Genomic DNA, 24,700 nt, shown 5'->3' on the forward strand with positions numbered 1-24,700 from the left:
GTTTTACTGCACCTATAAAAAATAAGGCTTATAAAGCCAAAAGGAGAGAAAATATGAAAACAAAAGCATTAAGATTGTACGGAAAAGAAGATCTGCGTCTGGAAGAGTTTGAGCTTCCGGAGCTTAAGGATGACGAGATTCTGGCTAAGGTTGTATCCGACAGTATCTGCATGTCCTCCTACAAGGCAGCTATTCAGGGCGCGGATCACAAGCGTGTGCCCAATGATGTGGCAGAGCATCCCACCATCATCGGCCATGAGTTCTGCGGCGAGCTGGTAAAGGTAGGCTCCAAGTGGGCCCATGAGTTCAAGGAGGGAGAGAAGTTCTCCATTCAGCCGGCCCTCAACTACAAGGGAAGCCTGGATGCACCGGGATATTCCTTCCAATTCATCGGCGGAGACGCTACCTATGTGGTAATCCCCAACGAGGTGATGGAGATGGGCTGTCTCCTTCACTTTGACAGCGAGAATTATTTCGGCGGTTCTCTGGCAGAGCCTCTGTCTTGTGTGGCAGGAACCTTCCATGCAATGTACCACGTGACCAGAGGAAAATACGAGCATGACATGGGCATCGTAGAGGGCGGCAAGATGGCGATTCTGGCAGGCGTAGGCCCCATGGGCCTGGCTGCTATCGACTATATCATTCACTGCGACCGCAATCCGTCCCTTCTGATTGTGACGGACATTGACGATGCGCGTCTGGCACGGGCAGAGCAGATTCTTTCTCCCGAGGAAGCAGCGAAAAAGGGAATCAAGCTTGTCTATGTAAATACAGGCAAGGTAGAGGATCAGAAGAAATGCATGATGGACTTCACAGACGGAGCTGGCTATGACGATGTACTCTGCTTTGCTCCTGTAGCTCCCGTAGTAGAGCTGGCTGACAGCATTCTGGCACAGGACGGCTGTCTGAACTTCTTTGCAGGCCCCTCCAACCCGGAATTCTCCGCAAAGTTCAACTTCTACAATGTGCATTATTCCGGAACCCATGTAGTGGGAACCTCTGGCGGAAATACCGATGATATGAAGGAGTGCCTGGCTATGATGGGACAGGGCAAGCTGGATCCGGCTATCCTGGTTACTCATATCGGCGGCCTTGACGTGGCAAGAGAGACTACCCTCAACCTTCCCAAGGTTCCGGGCGGAAAGAAGCTGATCTACACCCACATTTCCCTGCCTCTTACTGCCATTGCAGACTTCGAGGAGAAGGGAAAGAGCGATCCCATGTTTGCGGAGCTTCACAAGCTGGTTTCCAAGACCAACGGACTGTGGAATACAGAAGCAGAAAAGTATCTTTTGGAGCATGCGCCGTCTATCTAAAGCGAGCCTTATGAGAGAGAAACTTCTGTAGTAGGGGAGGGGCTGTTGCAAAATAAGCCATCAGTCATTTCCGTATCCTGTGTTCGGACGGTTCGTGCACATTCTGTCTGCTCTTGCCGGACTTTGGTCCGTCAATATCAGACAGTTTGTGCGCGAACAGCCGGACACTGGATATAGGAAAAGCCTGCTGTCTTATTTTGCAACAGCCCCCCTTTATATACCGGGAATGGGGAAATATTACAATTCCGGAACTACTGCGTCTTTTTTCTTTTTAAAGTCTCCCGGAGATAAATCCCGTTGGGAATCAGCCACATGCACCCAATGCAAAAAAAGGGCAGGAAGCCGATGTCAAAAAAGGGAATCAGCAGTACCAGCAGAATATACAGGGCAAAAAAGACAAGATTCAAGCTGGAAAACGCCTGATAGGAGGCCGCATAGGCGGCAATCCGTTCCTGTTCGTCAAAGCTTTCCAGCCATTTTTTCCGAAAATGAAGCTCCAGGGCATCGCCCCTCTTCTCCGGATTCAGGATGCGGATTTGTTCCACGGCTTTCCGCTGCGGAAAGGCCAGAAAAATCATAAAGAAGAGAGAACACAGAACAACCGCAAAAAACAGATATACAGATACATGCTTCCTCAAAGTGGCAATGGTCAGCAGCGCAAACGCCATAAAGTAAAGCATCATTGCCAGACTGGATATTCCGATAGAAATGTTTAAGAGAACCTCTGTCTTTCGGTAAAACGTATCGTCCGTATCATCGTTCCAGCCATTCCAGTCTGCAATGCGCTTTTTTGCCTTTGCCAGAGGCACATAACACAGAACCACAGCAGACAGGCCAAGCAGGATACAAAGCCACGGGGAGCTTGCGAGCAGTCTGGTATAGAGATCGGAAAACAGATTCTCAAAGGGTATTTTTGCATGGAAACAAACAAGGCTCAAGCATGCGCCCAGAACTGCGCCGCCCAGGATATACAGGAAATACCGGATAGTTATTTTTTTCTTGTTATTCATGATCTTCCTCCTCATATTCAAATAATGTTTCTACAGATACCTTGCAGACCCTGGCAATTTTGAGGGCCAGGGTAACAGAAGGAGAGTAGTCCCCCCGTTCAATCAGACTGATGGTCTGCCTGGAAGCACCGACCAGAGATCCTAGCTGCTGCTGGTTTAAGCCAAGCCTGGCACGGTGCTCCTTGAGATGATTGTAAAGCGGCATAGGCATGTCCTCCTTGATGTGACATGAAAATTAGTCAAAATGACAAATATCTTTGTCATAAATACAGTATATTGATGACAAGGAAAATTGTCAAGAGAAAAATAAAAAATGACTGTGTGGAAATATGACATCAGCCATTTCTGATGTCATATTTTCCCACAGCCCCTTTGAAAAAATTACAATTTGTATAACAGCCAAAAACTTATTCCATAGTATCCACAATCTCTTTCATGGTATCGATGGAGACCTGTCCCGTCAAGATATAGCGGATGCCGTCCGCTACAAAGACAGCCGTTTTTTTTGATACATAATCTTCCGGAGGAGTTTCCGCAATGGTATCCTCCACGAGATTCACCCGATACCCTTGTGCAGATGTATATTGTTCCACAAAGCGGTACATCCCAAGATAATCCGTATCCCATCCGTGGGCCAGTTGTTCTTCGCCCAGGATGAGCTCCGCTTTTAGGGAAACAGGTGAAAAATATACTGTTCCATGGTCGTAGGAATAGCGGTCTATATCTTTAAGAAGCTGATAGTTACTGGTATCCCCTAAGATAAAATTGTTCACCTGGATAATGGCATAGTTTTCCGGATCTGTCTGTATATGACACTGCATATAGGGATGCTCGGAAGACAGAACGCTGTCCAGCAGCTTTATCCCCAGCTCATTTTTCAGTTCCAAATAGCTGCTGTAGTCCTTTTCAATGAATGCGTACTCATTGACCGCAGCTTCCGGCGCATTCATCTCTACAATTTTCATAGGATCCAATTCCGGCAGCGTTTCATCATTTACATGAACTTTATTCAGTGCATGATACCCGGCGGAAACAGTGGCTCCTCCCAGGACAAGCACCGCGGCAAAAGCCGCAGCGGTTTTCCACAGCCGGTTCGGCTTCCGGCAGACGGCCCGATTCCGAATCTTATTTTTCATATCCTCACTCAGCCTTACCTCCTTAAGCTCCTGGTCGATGAGCTGCTTCATGCCGGATGCTTCCATACAATCTCGGTTTGTTTCGTTTTTAATATTATATTTCTCCATATCCAGCCTCCGTTAAAATTTTTTTTAATCTGCCCCTTGCCCGGTTTAAACGCTGTGTCACGGCATTTTCCGTTTTTCCGATTGCGGCTGCGATCTCCCGGACGGGCAGCTCCTGGTAGTAATAGAGCAGGAGAACCTGTCTGTCGTTTACACACAGCTTCATAAGGGCCGTTGAGATGGAGTCCTTTTCCAGAAAGGCCTCCGTCGGGTCCTCGCCAATCTGCTCCGGGGGCTGTTCCGGGTTGTCTCTGATGATTCCGAACCAGCGGTTCCGCATGATATTTTTGCAGCAGTTAAGGGCAATGCGTACAAGCCAGGTTTTTTCACTGGACTTGTGTTCAAAGGAACCATAGGCCTTCATAGCTTTTAAAAATGTCTCCTGGACAGCGTCCTGGGCAAGGTGATAGTCCTTCAGGTACAAATAGCACATACGCAGAAGCGTATCGCCGTATTCATTCATAAGTCTTTCTAACAATGGTTCTGCCGGCATTTTGGGACCTCCTTTCACTTATTAGACACCGCCTTCGGACAAAATATTACTTTTTAAATGAAAAAAATCGGAGGCTGTTATTGTTCGCTCCGTGACCAGTAGCCGGAGGTTCTTATGAAATTATGAATTTATACAGTTAGTATTGAACTCTTCCGCTAAAAGTGTTATATTAAATTAGTCAAAAAAATTTATTGTTTAGACACGAAGGAGGAATTGTTATGAGGACAGTACAGCAGAGAAACATTGCCGTTTGCATCATCCTGGCATTGGTTACCTGTGGCATCTACAGCATGTATTGGTTTGTATGCATGACAGATGACACCAATGCGCTGGCAAATGAGGAAGGAACATCCGGAGTGATGGCCCTTGTGCTCACCCTTGTTACCTGTGGGATTTACGGATTTTACTGGGCTTATAAGCGCGGTGAATTGCTGGATAAGGCAAAGATGGACAGAGGCCTTCCGGCTTCCAATGGAGGTGTGCTCTATCTGATTCTCTATATTTTTGGCGGAATTATTGCTTACGCATTGATTCAGAATGAGCTGAATAAGCTGGCGAATTAAGATGATAGATCACAGGCGGCTGAAAAAAGCGGGAATGGCAGCATTGATTCTTGCCGCATACTATGGATTTGTCAGATATACCGGAACGGGCATTCCCTGCCTGTTCCGGTTTGTTTTTCATTTGAAATGCCCGGGCTGCGGCATCACCCACATGCTGCTGGCCTTGGGAAAAGGGGACCTTTCGGGAGCTTTTCACAGCCATCCGGTGATCTTCTGCTTTGGCCCTTTTCTGCTGTGGCTATTGATAAAATCCCTTGGAAACTATCTATTTTCCAGGAAAACGGTCTGGAAAAAATGGGAATCCGCCGGGATGCTGGTATTCCTGGCCGCTTTGCTGAGCTTTGGAATCCTCCGCAACATTGTGTAAGAGCCACCTTTCATGGGCTGCCTGCTCAATAAAATCCCATCTGGGTGCGGAGGAATTCCATATAATCTCCGATTTTCATCTGAGCGCCCAATCCCTGGAAATTCATATCCAATCCGTCCTTGATGGCCTGGAGGCCTGTCTGGGCGTCGGCGGAGTTGAGATCGATGCTTGCCATTTCCTCGTCGGAAAATCCGTAGAGCTCCTGCACAAGAGAAAGGCAGCACTGGGTTTTCTCCTCCTCGGATGCCGCATTCCACTCCTCGGCAGACCAGTTGAGATAGGGATTGTCATAAACGGTTCCGCTTGGCTCGTAGAGATCCAGAAGATCTTCCATAACACCCTCCATAGAATAAAAATCCCCCAGAATCTTTTGGATATCCTCCTGATTGATTTCGTAATCCTTGGTATCCTTATTGTAGCTCACCCGTACCTGGCGGCTGATTGGATCTCCGTAGGTCTGGTATGCAATGGCGGTCTGAAGGGCTTCGATTAAAACCGTCCCCATGTCATTCATATCGCCCATGGTGAGCGCCTCTGTCATAATATTGGAAAAGAAGAGATCCAGTACGTCGGAGGGAAATACATCCACATCCACCACATAATCGCCGTCTTCCTTCTGGTGGCCGATTACCTGGTATTTACCTGAGGCCATAAGGTTCTTTAATTCTTCAATGAAGTCGTCCCCAAAACTGACTCCAAGGTATTCCAGCTCTTGGAACATTCCCTTTAACCCCAGCAGGGCAGCGTCGTACTGCGCCTTAAGTATCTCTTTATTTTTGCCGGACATCTCTGCATAAAGATCAAATTCTCCCTTTGTCTCCACAGCCAGATAGGCGTCTACTGCCTTGGAAGCGTTAAAGTCGGCTTTTTTACATCCGGCCAGCGCAGGCAGCAGGAGAGCTGTGAGCAGGAACAGTGCAGTGATACATTTCATAGATTTTCTCATTTCTTATCCCCCCCTGATTTTTTATCGCAAGTTTGGAATTCATACCTTTTTAGAAAAAATTCCTCTGCAGTTACAGTCTATCATACTTACCGGACAAAGTCCACCGGCTCCTCTTCTTGGTTACACATATCCGTTTTTGACAATTCCCAATCTTTTTAGTTTCCTGTATTTTGCCTTAATGGCCAGGATACGTCCTTACTTGTACCGAACAATATATTGTTAGTATTTCCCTCTGTTTTCTCACAAAATAGTTGTTGATTTTTTTAGCGTCAGTCCTTAATTTCCCGAAATAAAGTAGTCAATGGAGTACCCACAAGTGATACTTATGAGCTTTTTTACGTCTGGATAGAAATAAAAAATGTTATTGAGAATTATTATCAAAAACTATTGACAAACCCTGGAAGCGTGATATAATAACAAAGAAAATGATAGTCGTTATCAATTGAAAGAAAGATATGTAGTGGTAGGATCAGAAATATAGGAACCGGAATCCATGCATACACAAAAACAAATGTGAACGAAGGGAGCAGTGAAAATGGCATTGGCAATGATGGAGATTGGTGAGATAAGAGAAATCCGGTCATTTCATGGAAAGGAGGAAGTAAAACGCCGCCTGCAGGAGCTGGGATTTGTCAAGGGCGAACACGTACAGGTTATAGGAGAGAACTCCAGCGGTCTTATTTTGCTGGTAAAGGGTGTGCGCATAGCGCTGAACCGGGGCCTGGCCTCTCAGATTATGGTTGCTTAGTTTGGAAAAATCCCTATAGCAGACGGGCGGAATTCGAATTCACTCAAAATCAGAAAGCGAGGAAAACATATGACACTAAAAGAAATGAAGCCGGGCCAGTCCGGCCAGGTAGTATCCATCGGCGAGAAAGGCCCCTTAAAACGCAGAATTATGGACATGGGCATCACTCCCGGAACAGCCGTGAAAGTTATTAAAACAGCTCCCCTGGGCGATCCCGTGGAAATCAACGTGCGCGGCTATGAGCTGAGCCTGCGGAAAGAGGAGGCGGCCCGGATAGAGGTTCAGGTGTAAAGCCTGGATTACAATATGTTCCATAGTAAAAAACAAAAGAATCATCAAATTCCAGCAAAGGAGTGAAAAAATGTCTTATACAATTGCGCTTGCAGGCAATCCAAACTGCGGCAAAACAACTTTATTCAACGAATTAACCGGTTCCCGGCAGCGGGTAGGAAACTGGCCGGGGGTAACCGTAGACAAAAAAGAGGGCATCTGCAAAAAGGATAAGGAGCTTCACATCATGGATCTTCCCGGCACTTATTCTCTGTCCCCGTATTCTGCAGAGGAAATCATAGCAAGAGACTATCTTGTAAAAGAAAAACCCGATGCAGTGATTGATATTGTAGACGGAACCAGCATTGAACGAAATCTGTATCTGACCCTGCAGATTCTGGAAACCGGCGTTCCCACCGTCATCGCCCTTAACATGATGGACGAGGTAGAGGCAAGAGGCGACCAAATCAAAACGGAGAAGCTCTCTCAGATACTCGGCGTCCCGGTTGTTCCCATTACGGCGCGCAGCGGCAAAGGCATCGGCGAGCTGCTCAGTCAGGCCGCAGAGAGAGCAAGAGCAAAAAAGCCTCCCAAAGAACTTCCTATTTTTGATGAAAAGCTTCAAAGAGCCATAGATGAGGTAAAAAAGCTCCTGGAAGCTGCCGGAGAATCCGACAGTGCCTGGAAGGCAGTTAAGCTTTTGGAAAATGATGAAAACATAACGGCAGGACTTTCGGAAAAATTGAAAAGCCAGACTCAAAAAGTCATAGAAGAGGCCTGCGGCACGGATGCAGATCCGGAAGCAGTTATAGCGGATCAGCGTTACCAATACATAGCGAAAGTAGTAAAAGATACCGTTAAAAAATCCGCTTCCGGTCATGTAGAAACAAAATCCGACAAGCTGGATAAAATTCTCACCAACCGGATTCTGGCCCTGCCTGTTTTTGCGGTGATAATGTATCTTTTGTTTGCTTGTACCAACAGTGAAAATTTTCTTTTCCTGGGAATCCCAAGTCCCGGTATCTGGCTTGCAGGTCTGGTGGAATCTCTGTGGGGCGGTTTAACCGAAGCGATCGAAGGCCTCCTTGGCAGCGCGTCTCCCTGGGTGTACTCTCTGGTGATTGACGGTATTATGGCAGGACTTGGGGCGATACTTGGCTTTATTCCGCTGGTATTGGTGCTGTATCTCCTGATTTCTTTTTTGGAGGACTGCGGCTACATGGCGCGGATTGCCTTTGTGCTGGATCGCATTTTCCGCCGCTTCGGGCTGTCCGGCCGTTCCTTTATTCCGCTGCTCCAGGGCTTTGGCTGCAGCGTTCCGGCGGTGATGGCGACGCGTACCCTGGAATCGGAGAAGGATCGGAAGATTACCGCGATTCTGGCCGGCTTTATGCCCTGCGGCGCTAAGCTTCCTATATTTGCACTGTTTGTTTCTACACTGTTTGCAGACAGTAACCAGACCTTGGTGACTTATTCCGTTTACATTTTCAGCATTGTGATGGCAATTCTGGTGTCCCTGCTGCTCAATAAGTTTGTCTATAAGGACGGAGCTTCCAATTTTATTATGGAGCTTCCACAGTACCGTGTTCCGACCTTGAAGAGTGTGCTGATTCATGGCTGGGAAAAAGTGAAGGGCTTTGCGGTGAAGGCCGGAACGGTGATTTTTGTCTCCACGGTTCTTATCTGGTTTTTGGCCGGATTCAATATGGATTCCTTTAATGGAAGGAATGCGGCCGAGAATGAGGATGGAAGCATTATGTGTGAGATGAATGACAGCTTTATGGCCTCCATTGGAAATGTGATTGCCCCTGTTTTTAAGCCCCTGGGCTTCGGGGAGTGGCGTCCGGCCGTAGGTGTGGTTACCGGATGGATTGCCAAGGAAAATGTGGTTGTTACCTTTGCCCAGCTTTATGAGGAGGATGTGACAGAGGAGTATCTGGAGGAGTATTTTTCTCAGTATGCTCCGGAAGAGCTGGAAGAGCTTGGCTTTGAGGGCGGCGTGTACGATGCTGAGGCGGCCGCAGATATTTACTCGGAAGGCGTGCTCTTTGAGGGCGGCGATGAGAATGCGCTTCCCCATATGAAGGATGATATTAAGACAAAGGCTGCGGCTTATGCTTATATGGTGTTTAATCTTCTTTGCATGCCTTGCTTTGCGGCGGTCGGGGCCATGAAGAGAGAGCTTAAGACCTGGAAGGAGACAGGGAAGGCTGTGGGGATTCAGATGGGGACGGCGTATATTGCGGCTCTGTTGGTAAATGTTGTAGGTGGATTGTTTTTATAGGGATTATGGTATAAAATAGGCTGGAAACAGGAAAGGAGAGAGGTTTAAATGGCGGATGTGATTGTGGTTTTGATTATTGTAATTTGCCTTTTGGGGAGTGTGGGATATATGATTCGCAATAAGAGGAGAGGGGGCTCTTCTTGCGGGTGCGGATGTGTGGGGTGCAGTGGGAAAGGGGGGTGTGGGAAAAGGGAGTGAAGTGGTTTTGGGGTTGTGCTGGTGATGTCACAAAATAAGTCGGCAGCCTTTTCCATATCCCCAGTAATAAGGAATCCTCCCGCCTTGCGGGTCCCTCCTTATCACAACGGTTCGGACGGTTCGCGTACATCCTGTCTGCCAAGTTCAGACAGGCTGTTCGCGCACAGCCGGACACTGGATATTGGAAAAGGCTGCCGGCTTATTTTGTGACATCACCTTTGGAGGTTTTGGGTGGGGGATAAAGGGGGAGGTTGTGAAAGTTCTGGTTTAGAGATTGTTTCCAGATTTGTTGGGTATAATAGGGGCTTGATGGATGATGGCTGCTGGATTTCCATTGTATTCTTGGCGGATACGGGATTTGCGGCGGAAAAGGTACATGACGAAAATGGAGGAACAATATGAAGAACAATATGAGAAATGGGATCTGGAAACGGGCTTTTTTGTTTGGTGTCGTTTGTGTTTTGGCTTTTGTGGTAATGGGGTGTAGCGGGAAAGGGGCTTGGGCTGTTTTGGATTCGGAGACGGCGGAGGCGATTGATGCGGATTTTAGGGGGAAGGTGCGTAAGCTGGAGGATGGGGAGCTTTTTGTGGCTGCGTGTAAGGTGGAGATTCAGGAGGATGGTTCGATTAGCAGCAGCAGTCCTTCCTCTAAGGCTAAGCTTAAGGATTCGGATCTGATACCGGTTATTTATACGGAGGATACGAAGTTTTATGTGAGGGATGTGCCGGATGATGGAGGGGAAGGGCAGGATCGGGAAGGGAGCTTTTCGGATCTGGAGCTTCATATGATTGTGGATATGAAAGGGGAGTTTGGAAATGACGGCTTTCATCCGTCGGAGATTCGGATGCTGAAGTTTTGAAGGAGTTTAACATCCGGCAATGGATGTTAAGGAACTTGTGTTATAAATCCGGTTCCCTAAGAATACAATAAAAGGAAACAAAGTACAGGTTGGTTCACACGTGAAGAAATTATATTCCATTCTGCTGCTCTTTGGATTGATTCTCTGCCTTTCCGTAAATGCCTACGGACAGGAATCAGAAAACCCGGAAGGACAAACAGAGCTCCCTTCCGAGCTAAGACAACTATACGCCCAATCGGCCGTATTGATGGATGCCGATTCCGGGCGTGTTTTATTTGAAAAAAACGGCTATGAACAAAGGCCCATGGCAAGCACCACCAAGATTATGACGCTTATCGTTACCCTGGAAAATGCCAATCTGGACGAGATTGTCACCGTATCCCAGTACGCTGCCGGGATGCCGGATGTACAGCTTGGAATCCGCAAAGGAGAGCAGTACCGCCTGGGGGATCTCCTCTACTCTCTGATGCTGGAATCCCACAATGATTCTGCCGCTGCCATCGCAGAGCACGTAGGAGGCTCTGTAGAGGGCTTTGCCGAAATGATGAATGCCAAGGCCCGTGACATCGGCTGCTACAACACCTATTACATAACGCCAAACGGCCTGGATGCCGCAGATGAAGGCGGCGTCCATTCTACCACGGCAGCCGACCTGGCCAAAACTATGCGTTACTGCATCACCCAGTCTCCGAAACGGGAAGAATTTCTTACGATTACGCGAACCTCCTCTTACAGCTTTGGCGACACCGAGGGCTTAAGAAGCTTTACCGTAGGCAACAAGAATGCTTTTCTTACGATGATGGAAGGGGCGCTTTCCGGAAAAACCGGCTTTACCAACAATGCGGGGTACTGCTATGTAGGAGCTTTAAAGCGCGAAGATCGGACCTTTATTGTGGCTCTTTTAGCCTGCGGCTGGCCCAATAACCGCAGCTATAAGTGGAGCGATACCCGAAAGCTTATGAGCTACGGCCTGGAACACTACGAATACCGGGACGTCTGGGAGGAGCCGTCTTTTGGAACCATCCCGGTAAAAGGGGGAATCCCCGAAAGCGGCAGCCTGGAGGAACAATCCTATACGCACATTGCTTTAGCCCCCGGGGCTGAAACTACGCACCGGAAGCTCCTTCTGTCCGAGCAGGAACAAATCACTATAGAAACCAACCTGCCTGAAGAATTGTCCGCCCCCATAGAACCCGGCACCATCATAGGAAGCGTCCGCTACTACCTGAACGGCGACATTGTACAAATCTACCCAATTACGGCAACCGACAAGGTAGATCCGATAAGCCTCCCCTGGTGCCTGAGAAAAATCCTGACCGCCTACCGGTTGTAAACCATTCTGCCGTTTGGTGGCAGTGCAAATAAGCTTCGCAGGGCATGGGAGCCGGTTTTTCCCAAAAACCCATTGACTTCTAAAGCATTATGCACTATAATCAAACCAGTTTTAATTGTAAAAAAGGAGAGCGCCATGAGAGAAAGCAGCATTCACGCCATGCATACCATGGAGATGTACATGTGCCCCATGTGCATGCTTTGCCATGCTGATTTCCAACACGCTTTCTATCCGTAAAGGAGCGGTCCCATTCAGCGAGGCCGCACTCAAGAATGATTGAGAAGGGAAGCTTTGTTGGAGGCTTCCCTTTTTCATATGATTAAAATAAATCAAAAAGGAGAACACATTATGAAAAAGCTTGTAAAGACACTGGTAACCACAGCCGTAGTGCTGACCCTTGCAGTTTCCTTGACAGCATGCAAAAAAAGCGGCGGCTTAACCATCGCCGTACCCAACGATACAACCAACGAGGCCCGGGCTCTCTTGCTTTTGCAGGAACAGGGCTACATCACCTTAAAGGACGGCGCAGGCATCACCGCCACCATTAAGGACATCCAGGACAACCCCTACAACATTACCTTCAAGGAGGTAGAGGCGGCCCAGCTTCCAAACGTACTGCAGGACGTAGACTATGCGGTTATTAACTCCAACTACGCTATTGAGGCAGAGTTAAACCCCATGTCAGACGCCCTTGCCATCGAGGGATCCTCCTCTGCATACAGTAACATTCTGGCAGTAAAAGAGGGAAATGAGTCCTCCGATGGGATCAAAGCCCTGGTCGCTGCCCTGGAGAGCCAGAAGGTGGCCGACTACATCACCGAAAAATACGAGGGCGCAGTAGTAAGCACCGTGGACGCCCCCACCGACGGCTTTGATGCCTCTCTTGACTATGCGGCTTTGGCAGGAACCACCATTACCGTAGCGGCCTCCCCCACGCCTCATGCAGAGATCTTAAAGGCAGCCCAGGAAATCCTGGCGGAAAAAGACATTACCCTGGACATCATTGAGTACACCGATTACGTACAGCCCAACAACGTGGTGGAAAGCGGAGAGGTAGACGCCAACTACTTCCAGCACACGCCGTATCTGGATGATTTCAATGCAGAAAACGGAACCCACCTGGTATCCGCTTCTGCCGTGCATGTAGAGCCCATCGGACTGTACGGCGGCAGGCAGACCAGCCTGGATGCTATCAAATAGAGCTATTGCAGTAAATACATAAGAAGAGGAAAATGCCGGGCTTCTGTTCACGCACGACTGTTCTGCAAGGTGTTTTTGCACATTATGTGCCAAAATCCCGGCTTTTTCCCTTGTCCGGAGGTTTTATGATTGAGATAAAGAATCTTTCCAAAGAATTTGAGACAGCAGACGGAAAAGTGGAGGCCTTAAAGAACGTAAATCTTACCATCAGCGACGGGGACATCTACGGAATCATCGGCATGAGCGGCGCAGGAAAAAGCACCCTGGTCCGCTGCATGAATATGCTGGAGCGCCCCACAGAGGGCACCGTACTCATTGACGGCTGCGATATGGGCAGTCTTTCCATGGCTGAGCTTCGGAAGGTGCGCCGGGAGATAACCATGATTTTCCAAGGTTTTAACCTTTTGATGCAGAGAACCTGTCTGAAAAATATCTGCTTTCCGCTGGAGCTGGCGGGAGTGGATAAGGCGGATGCAAAAAAAAGAGCCCTTAAGCTCCTGGAGATCGTAGGCTTACCGGACAAGGCCAATGCTTACCCGGCCCAGCTTTCCGGCGGACAGCAGCAGCGGATCGCCATTGCCAGAGCCCTGGCTACAGAGCCCAAGGTGCTGCTCTGCGATGAGGCTACCAGTGCCTTAGACCCTAAGACCACGCACTCCATCCTGGAGCTGATTCGGGATATCAATGCAAGACTTGGCATTACCGTGATTATCATTACCCATCAGATGAGCGTCGTGGAGGAGATTTGCAGCCATGTAGCCATTCTGGATGACGGACATGTGGTGGAGGAAGGTCTTGTGAGCACCGTATTCTCCAGTCCGAAGTCCGAAGCGGCCAAGCGTCTGGTATTCCCCGACGGGGCGGACGAGATTATGACGGAGACGCCGGGAGAGCGGAGGATCCGTGTGGTGTTCAGCGGAGCTCTTGCAGCGAAGACGCCTCTGATAGCCCAGATGGCTATGGAGGAACAGGTTGTGGCAAGCATTCTGGGAGCTTCTACCCGGAGCATCGGGGACAAGGCCTACGGCAATATGCTTCTTGGTATTACCGGAGGCGACGAGATGGTGCAAAGAGCCATGACATATTTAAGCAACATTGAGGATGTACTGGTGGAGGAGGTGACAGACCATGTTGGATAAGCTCTTTTCCCCGGAGGTGATGGAGGAAACCCTCTGGATTTTACAAAATGAAATACCCCTCGCAGTCTGGGAGACGATCTATGTGACGGTACTGGCTACGGCCTTTGCCATCGTACTGGGCCTGCCTCTGGGCGTCCTTCTGGTGGTGGGAGAGAAAGACGGCGTGCTTCCCCTTCCCAAGGGCGTGATGCATGTACTGAATATCTTTATCAACCTTCTGCGGTCTGTGCCGTTTCTGATTCTGATGATTATGGTATTTCCTCTTACCAGGCTGATTGTAGGAACAGCAGTGGGAACCACGGCTTCTATCGTGCCGCTGGTGATTGCGGCCTTTCCTTTTGTGGCACGGCTGGTGGAGACAAGCCTTCGGGAGGTGAATCCGAATATCATTGAGATGGCCCAGAGTATGGGGGCCTCGCCCTTCCAGACCATTGTAAAGGTGCTGATTCCGGAGAGCATTCCCTCTCTGATGTCCAACTTTACGGTGGCTATCACGACGATTCTCGGCTACTCGGCTATGAGCGGTATCGTCGGAGGAGGAGGCCTTGGAAAAATTGCGATTAATTACGGATATTACCGCTATAAATATCTGGTGATGCTGATTGCAGTGATTCTGCTGATTATCCTGGTGCAGATCTTCCAGAGTGTGGGGACGCGTATTTCTGTGAAGTCAGATAAGAGGCTGAAATAAAGAACGGGGAAACAGACAGCATATGATTTTACATAAGAAAGGGTATGGCCTTATTTTATGTGGGGCTGCTATTTTTATATTTGTGCTGCTTCCGCTCTTATTTCTGCAAAGAGGGCTTGCGGATTTGAAGTTTAAGGTTCTTCTGGAGGAAGGCAGGCTGGAGGAGTGCGTAACCTTCCGGTACGGCGGAAACCGTCAGGTGCGGTGCTTTACCTCTGAGGCGGCCCTTGCGAACGGGGATGACAGGGGATATGTATTCCTGCCGTCCTTTGCGGATTTGGATGCTTTGCAGGTAGAGACATCAGCTTTTCGTGTGGAATTTGTCCGGGAAGGAGAGAGGATTTCCATATCCCGGAAAGAGGAGGCACTGTGCAGTTTTGAAGAGCAGGTTCCCTACACCGTGCATTTTTATGACCGCAGGGGCCGGGAGGCCGGGGTGAAAACCATGATTTTCTTAAAATCTGCCTCGCTGCCTACCCTGTATGTGAATACAGAGACAGGAAGCATGGAGAAGCTGGACGCAGATAAGACCTATAAGGAAGGCGCAAGCGCAGAGCTGGTAGGGCCGGACGGGCGCGTGCTGTTCCAAAATGAGCTTAAGAATATTTCCGGCCGGGGCAATCATACCTTTATGTTTGAAAAAAAGTCTTATCAGATCAACCTGGAAAGTCCCGAGGATTTTCTGGGGATGGGAGCCTCGGATACCTGGATTCTTTTGTGCAATGTTTTTGACCGCTCCTATATCCGCAATAAGCTGACGTATGATATGGCTCTTGAGGCAGGAATGCCGGGAAGCCCCAGGTCGGAGTACATCGACGTGTATTTTAACGGCGTTTACCATGGCATGTATCTTTTGTGTGAAAAGGTGGAGATCGGGGAAAACCGTCTGGAGCTTGCCGATCTGGGGGAGCAGAACCGTCTTTTGAACGGCCCCCTGGATAAAGCGTACCGCTTTGCAAACGAGGATAACAGCCGCAAGGGCGTGGAGCTTCTTCGCAATCCGGAGGATATTACAGGCGGGTATCTGGTTGAGCATGATTACGGCCCCAAGTACCAGGAGGTAATCAGCGGATTTATAACAGAAAGCGGTGAGCACTTTGCCGTGAAAAGCCCCAAGTACGCTTCCAGGGAGCAGGTTGACTACATTGCAGAACGTATGCAGGCTATAGAAACCGCAATTATGGCGGAGGACGGGTGTGATCCGGATACGGGAGTGCATTTTAGCGAATATCTGGATTTGGAATCCTGGGCGGATAAATATCTTGTGGAAGAGATTACCCGCAACAATGGCGGCGGCCTGACCAGCTCATATTTTTACAAGCCCCGGGACAGCGTGAGCACACGGGTATTCGGCGGCCCGGTCTGGGATTACGATAAGGCTTACGGACGTGTAGGGGGAAACGATGCGGAACCGCGGCTTTTGTCATTTCTCATGCAGCATATAGGAGAAAATACCCATTGGTTTTCTTACCTGTATCAGAGGGAAGAATTTGTGGAGGCTGTAAAAAAGGAATATGAGAAGAAATTTTCTGCTTATCTGACTGTAATGGCAGAAGAAAAGGCGGAAGAGTATCTGGATCGGATTTCGGCGTCTGCAGTTTTGGATGAAGCCCGGTTTCTTTACGTGTATATGGATTACGGAGGAGAGATGGACTTCCGGGCGGAGGCAGAGAGGGTAACGGATTTTATCCGTGAGAGGAAACAGTTTTTGGACGAGGTCTGGTTGAATGATGCGCCTGTCTGCCAGGTGAGTTTTCTGGATAAAAAAGGAGAGGAGCTTTACCGGCTGGGCGTGATCCAAGGAGAGACGGTCTATGAGCTGCCTGAAGAGCATGAATCCTTTGTGGGATGGAAGATAGGAGAAGAGCTTCTGACCGGGCCGCTGACGGTGACGGAGGATCTGACGGTATCCGGAGTTTGGGAGTAGGGGAAAGTGTAAGAAGCGAAGGCAGCTTTTTATACCTGCGCCAATTACATCTACTCCATGTTGTCGAGATTTGTCGAAAGAAAAAAGTTGACATAAGATGGAAAAGCTGTTATAGTTTGCCGTAACAGCTTTTCCTGTTTTTTTAGATAGTATTTCTACTTTGAAAATGAACGAAGCTTGCCGCTTTGACGGGTCAAAGGCAAGATCCGCACAATTCAGTGCACGAATTCCAAAGAACAAGACAAAAAGGATAAGGAGGGGAGACGTTGTCTGGCTTAACAGCCGTAAAAAATGGTATATTGTTGGTATTTTTCATCGGGGCAGCCTGGGCAGATGTGAGAGAAATGCGCATTCCCAATCGGCTTCTTAGTCTGGCGTGGCTGCTTCGGATCCCGGTTTTTCTGGCGGAATGGGCAATAGCAGGAAGGGAAGGGGCGGTTCTGGCCGGACGGGAAGCTTTGGAGAGCATAGTATGGATGGCGGCGCTGACAGCTCTGGCGGCGGTTACGGCCCACGGAATCGGGTTCGGAGATGTGAAGCTGCTGGGGACGGCAGTATTGTATCAGGGGATAGAGAAAAGTCTTGCAGGTTTTCTCGTGGGCATTTTTCTGGCGGGGGGCGCGGCGGCAGTGCTGTTAATGCTTGGAAGGATAGGGCATCGGGACAAGATTCCGCTGGCGCCGTTCTTTATGCTGGGCTGCGGAGCCGCTTTACTGGGAAGAAGCTGTGGAATTGCTGTCTGAATCCGGATGAGTTCAAGCATAGAAGGGAGGTGTCCATACTGCTGGAAACAGGCGCCATCATTGACGGAAAGTACAAGATTCTCCATCAAATCGGCCAGGGGGGCATGAGTGTGGTTTACCTGGCCATCAATGAAAAGGCAAATAAGACCTGGGCGGTAAAAGAAGTCCGCAGCAAAACGGAGCTTGGCGCGGAGATTGTCCGTGAGCGGCTAATGGCAGAAACGGAGCTGCTAAAACGCCTGCGCCATCCCCGGCTGCCTGCCATTGTGGATGTCATAGACGAAGGAGGAAGCCTTCTGATTGTGATGGATTACATAGAAGGGAGATCCCTCAAAGAGGTTCTGGAGCTGGAAGGGGCCAGATCCCAGGAGCAGACGCTTTTGTGGGGAAAGCAGCTCTGCGAGGTATTGTCCTACCTTCATGAACAGGATCCGCCTGTCATTTACCGGGATATGAAGCCTTCCAATATTATGGTTCAGCCGGACGGGAGCTTAAAGCTGATAGATTTCGGCACGGCCAGGGAGATAAGGGAGGTTAACGCCAGAGATGATACGATCTGCCTGGGGACTCCCGGGTATGCGGCCCCAGAGCAGTGGGAAGGCTGCGGCCAGACAGATGCAAGGACAGACATTTATTGTCTGGGCGCCGTCCTTTTTGAGACGGTTACAGGACAGGAGCCGGGAATGCTTTCCTTTTGCAGGGAACCCTTTCCCCTGCAAAAATCCGGGCTGTCTGCCGGCCTTTGGGAGATTCTTAGGAAATGCGCCAGAAGAGACCCGAAAGAGCGGTTTCAAAGCTGCCGGGAGCTGGCTTACGCTCTTGAACACTATAAGGAAATGGATCTGCATTGGCGGAAAAAGCAGAAAAAGCGTCTTGGTATTTTTCTTATTACAGCTGCAGCCTTTCTTCTTTGTTTTTTCGGAGCGTTTTATGCGTGGCACATGGAACGGAAGCTGGAGAAGGATACTTATCAGACGTGGCTGGAACGGATTGCTTCAGCAGTTACGCTTGAGGAAAGGGCAGAGGCCTGTGAAGGGGCGATCCGCCTGAACCCCGGCCGGGCGGAGGGCTATCTGGAGCTGCTGAACCAGGTGATTCTTGCGGTGGAAGAGGATGGGGCGGTGTCCTTTACCAGAGAGGAGGATGAGCGGCTTCGGGCGATTTTAAATCAGCGGACGGCGGAGGGAAAGACTTATGAAATGCATCTGAAGGAGAACCGGGAGGGGTATGAACGCCTGGCTTATGAGCTTGGCCTTGCTTATTATTACGATTATGAGGGGGAAGGGAGCAAGAGCTATGGGGTGAAGTGGCTGAACATTGCAGCCGGGAGCGGCACTCTGCCGGAGGCCTGCCGGGAGAGGGCACTGCGTCTTGGTACCATCGGGGCCTATTACAGTCAGCTTGGGCAGGTGAACCGGGCGGGGGATGAGAAGCTTTCCTATGAGGATTACTGGGAGGATCTGACGGCTCTGGCTTCCGGTAATCTCGTTCGGCTTGACAATGCGGTGACAGCCCTTCGCATGTACCAGGAGCTGGCCGCCCAGATTCATGGGCACGCCCTGGAATTCCTGCAGGCAGGAATTTCAAAGGGGGAGATGGAGGAAGAGCTGGGGAAGATCCGGCAGCATCTAAAGACCGATTTTGCCGGTGTAAACTGGGAGGAGGGGCTTAGGGAGATGCAGAGCCGGCTTATGATGCTTCTTCAGGAGGCAGAACGGCAGCTGGATATGATAGATGGGGAAAGGCAGAAAGAATAAGAAAAGAAGGGAGAAAATGATGGAGTATGCAGAACAAATGCTGGAAGTATACCGTAATACATGGATTTTTTTGGGAATAGCGTCATTGATGCTGCTGGCAGCGCTGGCGGCGATGTTCATTGGCTTTGGAATCCCACAGATTCTGCGGAAATGGCGCTGGATTATGGTTCTGGCCTGGGTGCTGGCTTTTGCAGGCGGAACGGGCCTGTCAGGCATGGAGAGCCGGGCGGAGGCTTTGTCGGAGCAGACTAAGGTGAGGAAGGAGACAGAATTATCAGAGGAGTCGGAACTGCAAGAGCAGCCGGAACAGCCAGAGATACCAGCGGAACCGGAACAGCCGGAGATACCAGCGGAACCGGAACAGCCGGAGATACCAGTGGAACCGGAGCAGCCAGAGATACCGGAAGAACCGGAGATTCCGGAGGAACCAGACAGCACTCCTCCGGAAGTTTCCGTTGTATGGAGAGACGCACAGGGGAGGGAACTGGAACCGGAAGCATTTTATCAGACAGGGATGGAACTATTCCTGGAGCTGACCATCCTGGAAGAAAATCTGGATATGGAAGCGGTAAGAATCTATCTGGAGGCAGAGAATGCCCTGGGAAAGCTTTCGGATATCCCGGAGCTTGAGGAGATACACGGAAAAACCTGGGCTTATTTGCGGGAAAAGGCAGGCCTGGAGGAACTGGATCCGGAGGAAGCACAGGAGGACAATGAAGAAGAGGCAGAGCAGAAACCGGAAGAGGGCGATAAAACAGATTCGGAAGACGGGGATCATAAGACGGATACGGAAGAACCGGAAAAAAAAGATCCCATAGAGGGCAGAGGGGAGTACTTTGAGATCAGAGAAGAGCCAGGCATGTTCCGTCTGACCATCCATCTGAAAACAGAAGCCATTTACCAGGTATCCGCCCGGATACAGGACGAGGCAGGAAATATTCCGGAGGGCAGCAGCGAGGGATACATAAGCCTGGGAAGCTTCTGCCTGGATCGGACAGAGCCGCTTATGTCACCGGAGGGAATTTCTCTGGAGGCTCAGAGCCAGACCTTCATTGAAAAGCTTATCAATCAAGTTACCTTCGGCTATTTCTGCAAGCCGGATCTGACCGTGAGGATCCAGGCGGAGGATTTGCTCAGCGGCATTGGGGAGATCACTTATATCTGTGAGGGAATGGGCGGAGAGAACAAGCTGGAGCCTGTGCGGATCAGCGGCGCGGCACATCCGGGAGACGGACTTGTTTATGAGGAGAACGGATCAAAAGCCTGCATGATACTTTCGCTTCCTCATTCCTTTACAGGAAGCATCCGGGCCCAGGCCGAAGACCGGGCCGGAATCCGCATGGAAAAATGGACAGAAACAAAAGGGATACTGATTGAGACGGCGAAGATGCATGAAGAGACATCATGTGCGAGAGCTTCTGTGGAGGGAACGCCGGGGGGAAGGAATCACTTTTACCGGGAGGATGTTTCCATAAAATTTGTAATGGAGGACACTTTTTCCGGAATCCGCTCCCTTCAAATCCAGGCCGGAAATCAGAAGGAGGAGCATCATTTTGAGAAGGAGGGAGAGGAAATCCGGAGGATGACGGAGCATATTCTGACCATCCCGGCCGGGGAGAATAACCGGAATGAAATCCCGATTTCCGGCAGTCTGACAGACTTTGCGGGCCATAGCACAGAGCTTGTGGAAATCCCGGCAGTCCATATTGATATCACTTCTCCGAAGATAGAAGTAAAATGGCTCAATCAGGATGTGAGAAATGAAAGGTATTACCAGGCAGATCAGACAGCCCGTATTACCATATGGGAGCGGAATTTTCTTCCGGGCCAGGTGCAGCTTGAGCTTACGGGGATGGACAGCCCTTCTTTATCCTGGGCCCACAGGCCGGGGGACGGATGCGGAGGTTCTGCCGCTTACGAAAGCTTGAACCACAGCGACGGCTGCGCCTGGACGGCAGACCTGGTATTTGATAAGGACGGAGAATATTCCTTCGGTATTTCCTGCCAGGATGCCGCCGGAAATAGGGGTACCTATGAGAAGACAGACACCTTTGTCATTGACAAAACGCCGCCGGTGCTTTTGGTGCACTGGGATCATGCCGAACCTGTCAATGATCACTACTATGCCGGCAGCCGCAGCGCAGTGATAGAGATAAAGGAGCGCAATCTTTTTCCGGGAGATCTAAAAGCATCCGCCCAGGCCGGAGACAGGGGTGAAAAAACAGCCCTTCCAAAGCTTGGGGAGCTGCGGCAGTGGGAGGAAGGAAGCTTCCGGGCCGGAATTACCTTTTCGGAGGACGGCAGATACCGTCTGGAGCTTCAGTGCATGGACTTGGCCGGGAATGAAGCGCAGGCTTACTGCTCAGAGGAATTTGTCATCGATCAGACGCCTCCGGAGCTTGTTTTTGAGGGCGTGGAGGACTGTTCGGCTAACCAGGGAGCCGCGGCTGTGAGAATGCGCGCCACGGATAGGAATTTTGATTCGGACAAGACACAGGTGAGCTTTACGGGAAGCAGCGGGACAGGGCAGCTTCCAGCCTCTGTCAGCAGCAGTGAGGAAGAGGGGGTTACCATACTCTGGGGCGATTTTGAGCAGGTGCCGGAAAACGACGATCTCTACCGCATCAAGGCAAAGGCAGAGGATTTGGCCGGAAATTCTGCGGAGGCGGAGCTTACCTTTTCCGTAAACCGCTTTGGCTCGGCCTATGAGCTGGAGGAGAATACGAAGCTCTTGGCAGGGCCGGGAGGAATCCGCTATGCATCCCAGGAGCCGGAGCTTGTGATTACGGAATACAATCCCGATTTCCTGGATTACTACCAGGTGACAAGCAGCAGGGAGGGCGAGACCCGGGAGCTGAAGGAGGGCCGGGACTATCAGGTGGAAAGGACAGGAACCAAGGATACCTGGAAAACCTACCGCTATCAGATTGGGAAGGAGAACTTTGAAAAAGAGGGCATTTATCTGGTGACGCTGTATTCGGAAGATCGGGCGAAGAATGCTTCCAACAACCGGATGAAAGAAAAAAGTCTGGAATTTATTGTGGACAAGACAGGGCCCAGTGTGGTTGTGACAGGCGCAAAGGACTGGGAACGCATCCGTGGAAGGAAGCTTGAGCTTCTGGCCGATGTCCGGGACGCCTATGCCCTTGCCGGAGCGCAGGTTTTTGTGAACGGGCAGTGCAGGGCGTCTTACGACAGGGATATGCTCCGTGAGCTGGACGGGATGCTGAGCTGCCCTGTTTCCGGTGCAAAGGCCTGGCAGACTTTTTATGTAAAAGCCTGGGATGAGGCCGGGAATCTGACGGAGACAAAGCCTATCCGGTTTTTATTGACGGAAGAGATCCGGTTCCGGTTTCCAGGGGATGATGATCCGAAGGTGGTATGGGCGGTCTGGATTGCAGGAAGCTTGATGCTGGCTGGAGGATGCCTGCTGGCAGTCTATGGAATCCGCAGGAGATACCGAATATTTTCTTTTAAATCGGATGAATTTTAATGTTGCTTTTCCTTGGTTCGCATGATTTTATTGTTTTTAGTTTTAAAATCGCATATAATAAAAATAACTCAAATAAAAGTCCAGCTAAGAAATGTCAACTATTTTCGAAAAATATTATCTGCTGGATGGCAAAGTCGGGGAGGCGCACGAGAGGAACTTTTATGAGAGTCCTTTCGAATAAAAGTTTCTCTCATTACAGGTGTGCCGAAGGGACTTTGCACTTTAGTGCTATCGCGCAGCGATTTAGAATAGGAGGATTTAGCCATGGTTGTTACCGCAACAGAATTTAAAGCTAATTTCGGAAAGTACCTTGAGTTAGTTACCAAGGAAGATGTCTTTATTACTCGTAATGGAAAAACGGTTGCCAAAGTTGTAAATCCACAAGTTTCTGCTGTAGATTCCCTACGTGGAATGCTTGGCGGTGTTTCCTCTGGCATTGATATGGATTCTCTACGAGAGGAGCGTCTGTTAAAATATGAAAATAATGTGTGATACGAACATAATCATCGATGTATTATTGGAAAGAGAACCTTTTGTAGAGGATTCTTACAAGATTTTGAAGCTTTGTGAAGAACATAAACTAGACGGTTTTGTATCAGCGTCTTCTGTTACCGATATTTTCTATCTCGTTAGAAAATATACGCATAGTACAGAATTGGCATATAAGGCAGTTGGAAAACTTTTGGAAATTGTCAAGGTGTGCAGCGTTACAAACAATGATATTCTTATTGCATTTCAGAAAAAGGCAAAGGATTTTGAGGATTGTCTTGTTGCTACCTGTGCTAAATCGATACATTGCGATTTTATTGCTACCCGAAACAAAAAAGACTTTGAAGGTTTTGGTATACCTGCGCTTACCCCAGATGAAATTCTTTTGAAAGTCATATAACGCACGTTTCACGGAAAAGTTTTTCATGCGGCAAGGAAGCGGGGATAGAAGAGGAGTTCTATGAAAAGGTATTTATTGATTCTTTTGACGGTTCTATTGTTTTCCAGCGGCTGCGGTAAGAGGGGACAAGCTGCCGGGGAAAGGGAAGAGATAAAAATCACATTTTTTGACGTGGGAAAAGGAGATGCTATCCTCATTGAAACAGAAAATACTTCCATGCTCATTGACGCAGGCTACGACGATACTGCTGAGGTGCTCCTTGACTATCTGCGGCAGAGGGACGGGGAACCTCTGGATTATCTGGTGATCACTCATTTTGACAAGGATCACGTAGGCGGCGCAGACCATGTTCTGAAGGACGTGGGCGCAGAGCAGATTTTCCAGCCGGATTATGAAGGGGACAGCGGCCAATACCAGGAATATCTGGAGGCTCTAGATGCAGCAGGACAGCAGCCGGAGCTTGTGACGGATACCCGGTCTCTTTCCTTTGACGGCGCCGAATGTCTGATTTATCCGCCCCAGAAGCAGGAATATGAGGAAGAGGACAATGATTTTTCCCTGGTGATCAGTATGACCTACAATGAGCAGCGCTTTCTTTTTGCCGGAGACTGCGAGAAGGAGCGGCTGAAGGAGCTTCTCAACCAGACGGAATTTGACCTGGAGCATGACTTGTTAAAGGTTCCCCATCACGGCAGAAAGGAAAAAAACTCCGAAGAATTTCTGGAAGCAGTCTCTCCCAAAGCGGCCGTTATCACCTGCTCCGAGGAAGAGCCCGGGGATGATAAAGTGCGGAAAATTCTCCGCCAGACAGGGGCGCAGACATATTTTACCTCAGAGGGAACGGTTACCTGCATAAGCGATGGGGAGCATATGGAGATCTGGCAGGAGTAAAAGGCTGGATGCCTTGATTGGTCGAGATCCGCCAGCCCTGAAGGAGGAGAACACTGAAAAAGCCTGATTCTAAAAAATTGGGCTTTTTCGATGCCGGCATGATAATAAAAAGTATAAAGAGTGTGCATTAAAGTAGGAATTATCGATACAGAACGATAATTTTTGTATTTTTTATAATTTTGGTTGTATATTTTGTGCATTTTCTGCTATTTTTACTAATTGATCTTTTTAATAGCATTTGCTATATTGTAGATATTAAAATTAAATGGCTGTTACTGGTAATGCAGGCAAGACCACGTAAAGAATACGTCAGACGGCGTATTTTTCTCGTGGTTTTTTTG

At 49.3% G+C, this 24,700-nt stretch carries 24 protein-coding genes and 2 pseudogenes; 21 read left to right on the forward strand and 5 right to left on the reverse strand.

What is annotated here, in order from left to right:
• Positions 1-53: 53 nt before the first annotated feature.
• Positions 54-1,316 (forward strand): zinc-binding dehydrogenase, encoded by a 1,263-nt coding sequence (locus tag VV089_RS05055; protein ID WP_172542064.1) that lies wholly within the window; start codon positions 54-56, stop codon positions 1,314-1,316.
• 251 nt (positions 1,317-1,567) lie between these two features.
• Here VV089_RS05055 and VV089_RS05060 read toward each other — a convergent pair whose 3' ends face one another.
• The 4 genes from VV089_RS05060 to VV089_RS05075 all read right to left on the reverse strand — a co-directional run bounded on the left by VV089_RS05060 (position 1,568) and on the right by VV089_RS05075 (position 4,060).
• On the reverse strand, positions 1,568-2,326 hold the full coding sequence (locus tag VV089_RS05060; protein ID WP_172542065.1) for a DUF3169 family protein: 759 nt from the start codon (positions 2,324-2,326) through the stop codon (positions 1,568-1,570).
• Complete coding sequence (locus VV089_RS05065; RefSeq protein ID WP_172542066.1) at positions 2,319-2,531, reverse strand: helix-turn-helix transcriptional regulator; 213 nt, start codon at positions 2,529-2,531, stop codon at positions 2,319-2,321. Before VV089_RS05065 ends, VV089_RS05060 begins: the two co-directional genes overlap by 8 nt.
• A gap of 202 nt (positions 2,532-2,733) precedes the next feature.
• A complete protein-coding gene (locus tag VV089_RS05070; RefSeq protein ID WP_334335157.1) occupies positions 2,734-3,570 on the reverse strand; it encodes a hypothetical protein in 837 nt (278 codons plus the stop codon).
• Entirely contained in the window at positions 3,557-4,060 is a 504-nt protein-coding gene (locus VV089_RS05075) for a sigma-70 family RNA polymerase sigma factor (RefSeq protein ID WP_334335158.1), read from the reverse strand. The genes VV089_RS05070 and VV089_RS05075 overlap by 14 nt, the downstream gene beginning before the upstream one ends.
• 218 nt (positions 4,061-4,278) lie before the next feature.
• On the opposite strand from VV089_RS05075, the gene VV089_RS05080 reads away from it, so the two are divergent.
• Positions 4,279-4,623 (forward strand): DUF4234 domain-containing protein, encoded by a 345-nt coding sequence (locus VV089_RS05080; protein WP_172542069.1) that lies wholly within the window; start codon positions 4,279-4,281, stop codon positions 4,621-4,623.
• Position 4,624: 1 nt separating this feature from the next.
• Positions 4,625-4,990, forward strand: coding sequence for a DUF2752 domain-containing protein (locus VV089_RS05085; RefSeq protein ID WP_334335159.1), 366 nt, complete (start codon positions 4,625-4,627; stop codon positions 4,988-4,990).
• Positions 4,991-5,015: 25 nt separating this feature from the next.
• On the opposite strand, the gene VV089_RS05090 is transcribed toward VV089_RS05085, so the two are convergent.
• Entirely contained in the window at positions 5,016-5,936 is a 921-nt protein-coding gene (locus tag VV089_RS05090) for a hypothetical protein (protein WP_334335160.1), read from the reverse strand.
• Positions 5,937-6,471: 535 nt separating this feature from the next.
• Between VV089_RS05090 and VV089_RS05095 the strand changes: the two genes are divergently transcribed.
• From VV089_RS05095 to VV089_RS05180, 18 genes and pseudogenes are all read left to right on the forward strand, one after another.
• Positions 6,472-6,684, forward strand: a complete 213-nt coding sequence (locus VV089_RS05095; protein ID WP_172542072.1) for a FeoA family protein — start codon at positions 6,472-6,474, stop codon at positions 6,682-6,684.
• 69 nt (positions 6,685-6,753) lie between these two features.
• Positions 6,754-6,975: a FeoA family protein gene (locus VV089_RS05100; RefSeq protein ID WP_172542073.1), complete on the forward strand. Its 222-nt coding sequence runs from the start codon at positions 6,754-6,756 to the stop codon at positions 6,973-6,975.
• Positions 6,976-7,045: 70 nt separating this feature from the next.
• Positions 7,046-9,238: a ferrous iron transport protein B gene (gene feoB, locus VV089_RS05105; RefSeq protein ID WP_172542074.1), complete on the forward strand. Its 2,193-nt coding sequence runs from the start codon at positions 7,046-7,048 to the stop codon at positions 9,236-9,238.
• 48 nt (positions 9,239-9,286) lie between these two features.
• Entirely contained in the window at positions 9,287-9,436 is a 150-nt protein-coding gene (locus VV089_RS05110; RefSeq protein ID WP_334335161.1) for a FeoB-associated Cys-rich membrane protein, read from the forward strand.
• A gap of 231 nt (positions 9,437-9,667) precedes the next feature.
• Positions 9,668-9,838 (forward strand): hypothetical protein, encoded by a 171-nt coding sequence (locus VV089_RS05115; protein WP_334335162.1) that lies wholly within the window; start codon positions 9,668-9,670, stop codon positions 9,836-9,838.
• Positions 9,835-10,296: a hypothetical protein gene (locus VV089_RS05120; protein ID WP_334335163.1), complete on the forward strand. Its 462-nt coding sequence runs from the start codon at positions 9,835-9,837 to the stop codon at positions 10,294-10,296. The genes VV089_RS05115 and VV089_RS05120 overlap by 4 nt, the downstream gene beginning before the upstream one ends.
• 100 nt (positions 10,297-10,396) lie before the next feature.
• Entirely contained in the window at positions 10,397-11,629 is a 1,233-nt protein-coding gene (locus VV089_RS05125; protein WP_334335164.1) for a D-alanyl-D-alanine carboxypeptidase family protein, read from the forward strand.
• Between the two features lie 438 nt (positions 11,630-12,067).
• Positions 12,068-12,472, forward strand: a pseudogene (locus VV089_RS05130) (MetQ/NlpA family ABC transporter substrate-binding protein); the annotation flags it as partial.
• A 6-nt stretch (positions 12,473-12,478) separates the two neighbouring features.
• Positions 12,479-12,823, forward strand: a pseudogene (locus tag VV089_RS05135) (MetQ/NlpA family ABC transporter substrate-binding protein); the annotation flags it as partial.
• A gap of 131 nt (positions 12,824-12,954) precedes the next feature.
• Entirely contained in the window at positions 12,955-13,968 is a 1,014-nt protein-coding gene (locus VV089_RS05140) for a methionine ABC transporter ATP-binding protein (RefSeq protein WP_334335165.1), read from the forward strand.
• A 19-nt stretch (positions 13,969-13,987) separates the two neighbouring features.
• Positions 13,988-14,659 (forward strand): methionine ABC transporter permease, encoded by a 672-nt coding sequence (locus VV089_RS05145; RefSeq protein ID WP_334336212.1) that lies wholly within the window; start codon positions 13,988-13,990, stop codon positions 14,657-14,659.
• A 22-nt stretch (positions 14,660-14,681) separates the two neighbouring features.
• The gene (locus tag VV089_RS05150; protein WP_334335166.1) at positions 14,682-16,586 is read left to right on the forward strand and encodes a CotH kinase family protein; all 1,905 of its coding nucleotides are present in this window, start codon (positions 14,682-14,684) and stop codon (positions 16,584-16,586) included.
• 266 nt (positions 16,587-16,852) lie between these two features.
• Entirely contained in the window at positions 16,853-17,329 is a 477-nt protein-coding gene (locus VV089_RS05155; RefSeq protein WP_334335167.1) for a prepilin peptidase, read from the forward strand.
• 29 nt (positions 17,330-17,358) lie between these two features.
• A complete protein-coding gene (locus tag VV089_RS05160; protein WP_334335168.1) occupies positions 17,359-19,086 on the forward strand; it encodes a serine/threonine protein kinase in 1,728 nt (575 codons plus the stop codon).
• 16 nt (positions 19,087-19,102) lie between these two features.
• Entirely contained in the window at positions 19,103-22,579 is a 3,477-nt protein-coding gene (locus VV089_RS05165) for an Ig-like domain-containing protein (protein WP_334335169.1), read from the forward strand.
• 264 nt (positions 22,580-22,843) lie between these two features.
• Positions 22,844-23,071 carry a type II toxin-antitoxin system Phd/YefM family antitoxin gene (locus VV089_RS05170; protein WP_334335170.1) on the forward strand — a complete coding sequence of 76 codons (228 nt, stop codon included), beginning with the start codon at positions 22,844-22,846 and terminating at the stop codon, positions 23,069-23,071.
• Entirely contained in the window at positions 23,055-23,468 is a 414-nt protein-coding gene (locus tag VV089_RS05175) for a PIN domain-containing protein (RefSeq protein WP_334335171.1), read from the forward strand. The genes VV089_RS05170 and VV089_RS05175 overlap by 17 nt, the downstream gene beginning before the upstream one ends.
• A gap of 60 nt (positions 23,469-23,528) precedes the next feature.
• The gene (locus VV089_RS05180; protein WP_334335172.1) at positions 23,529-24,359 is read left to right on the forward strand and encodes a ComEC/Rec2 family competence protein; all 831 of its coding nucleotides are present in this window, start codon (positions 23,529-23,531) and stop codon (positions 24,357-24,359) included.
• Positions 24,360-24,700: the final 341 nt, after the last annotated feature.

The sequence above is a fragment of the Candidatus Merdisoma sp. JLR.KK011 genome (assembly GCF_036941125.1).
GTDB lineage: Bacteria > Bacillota > Clostridia > Lachnospirales > Lachnospiraceae > Laedolimicola.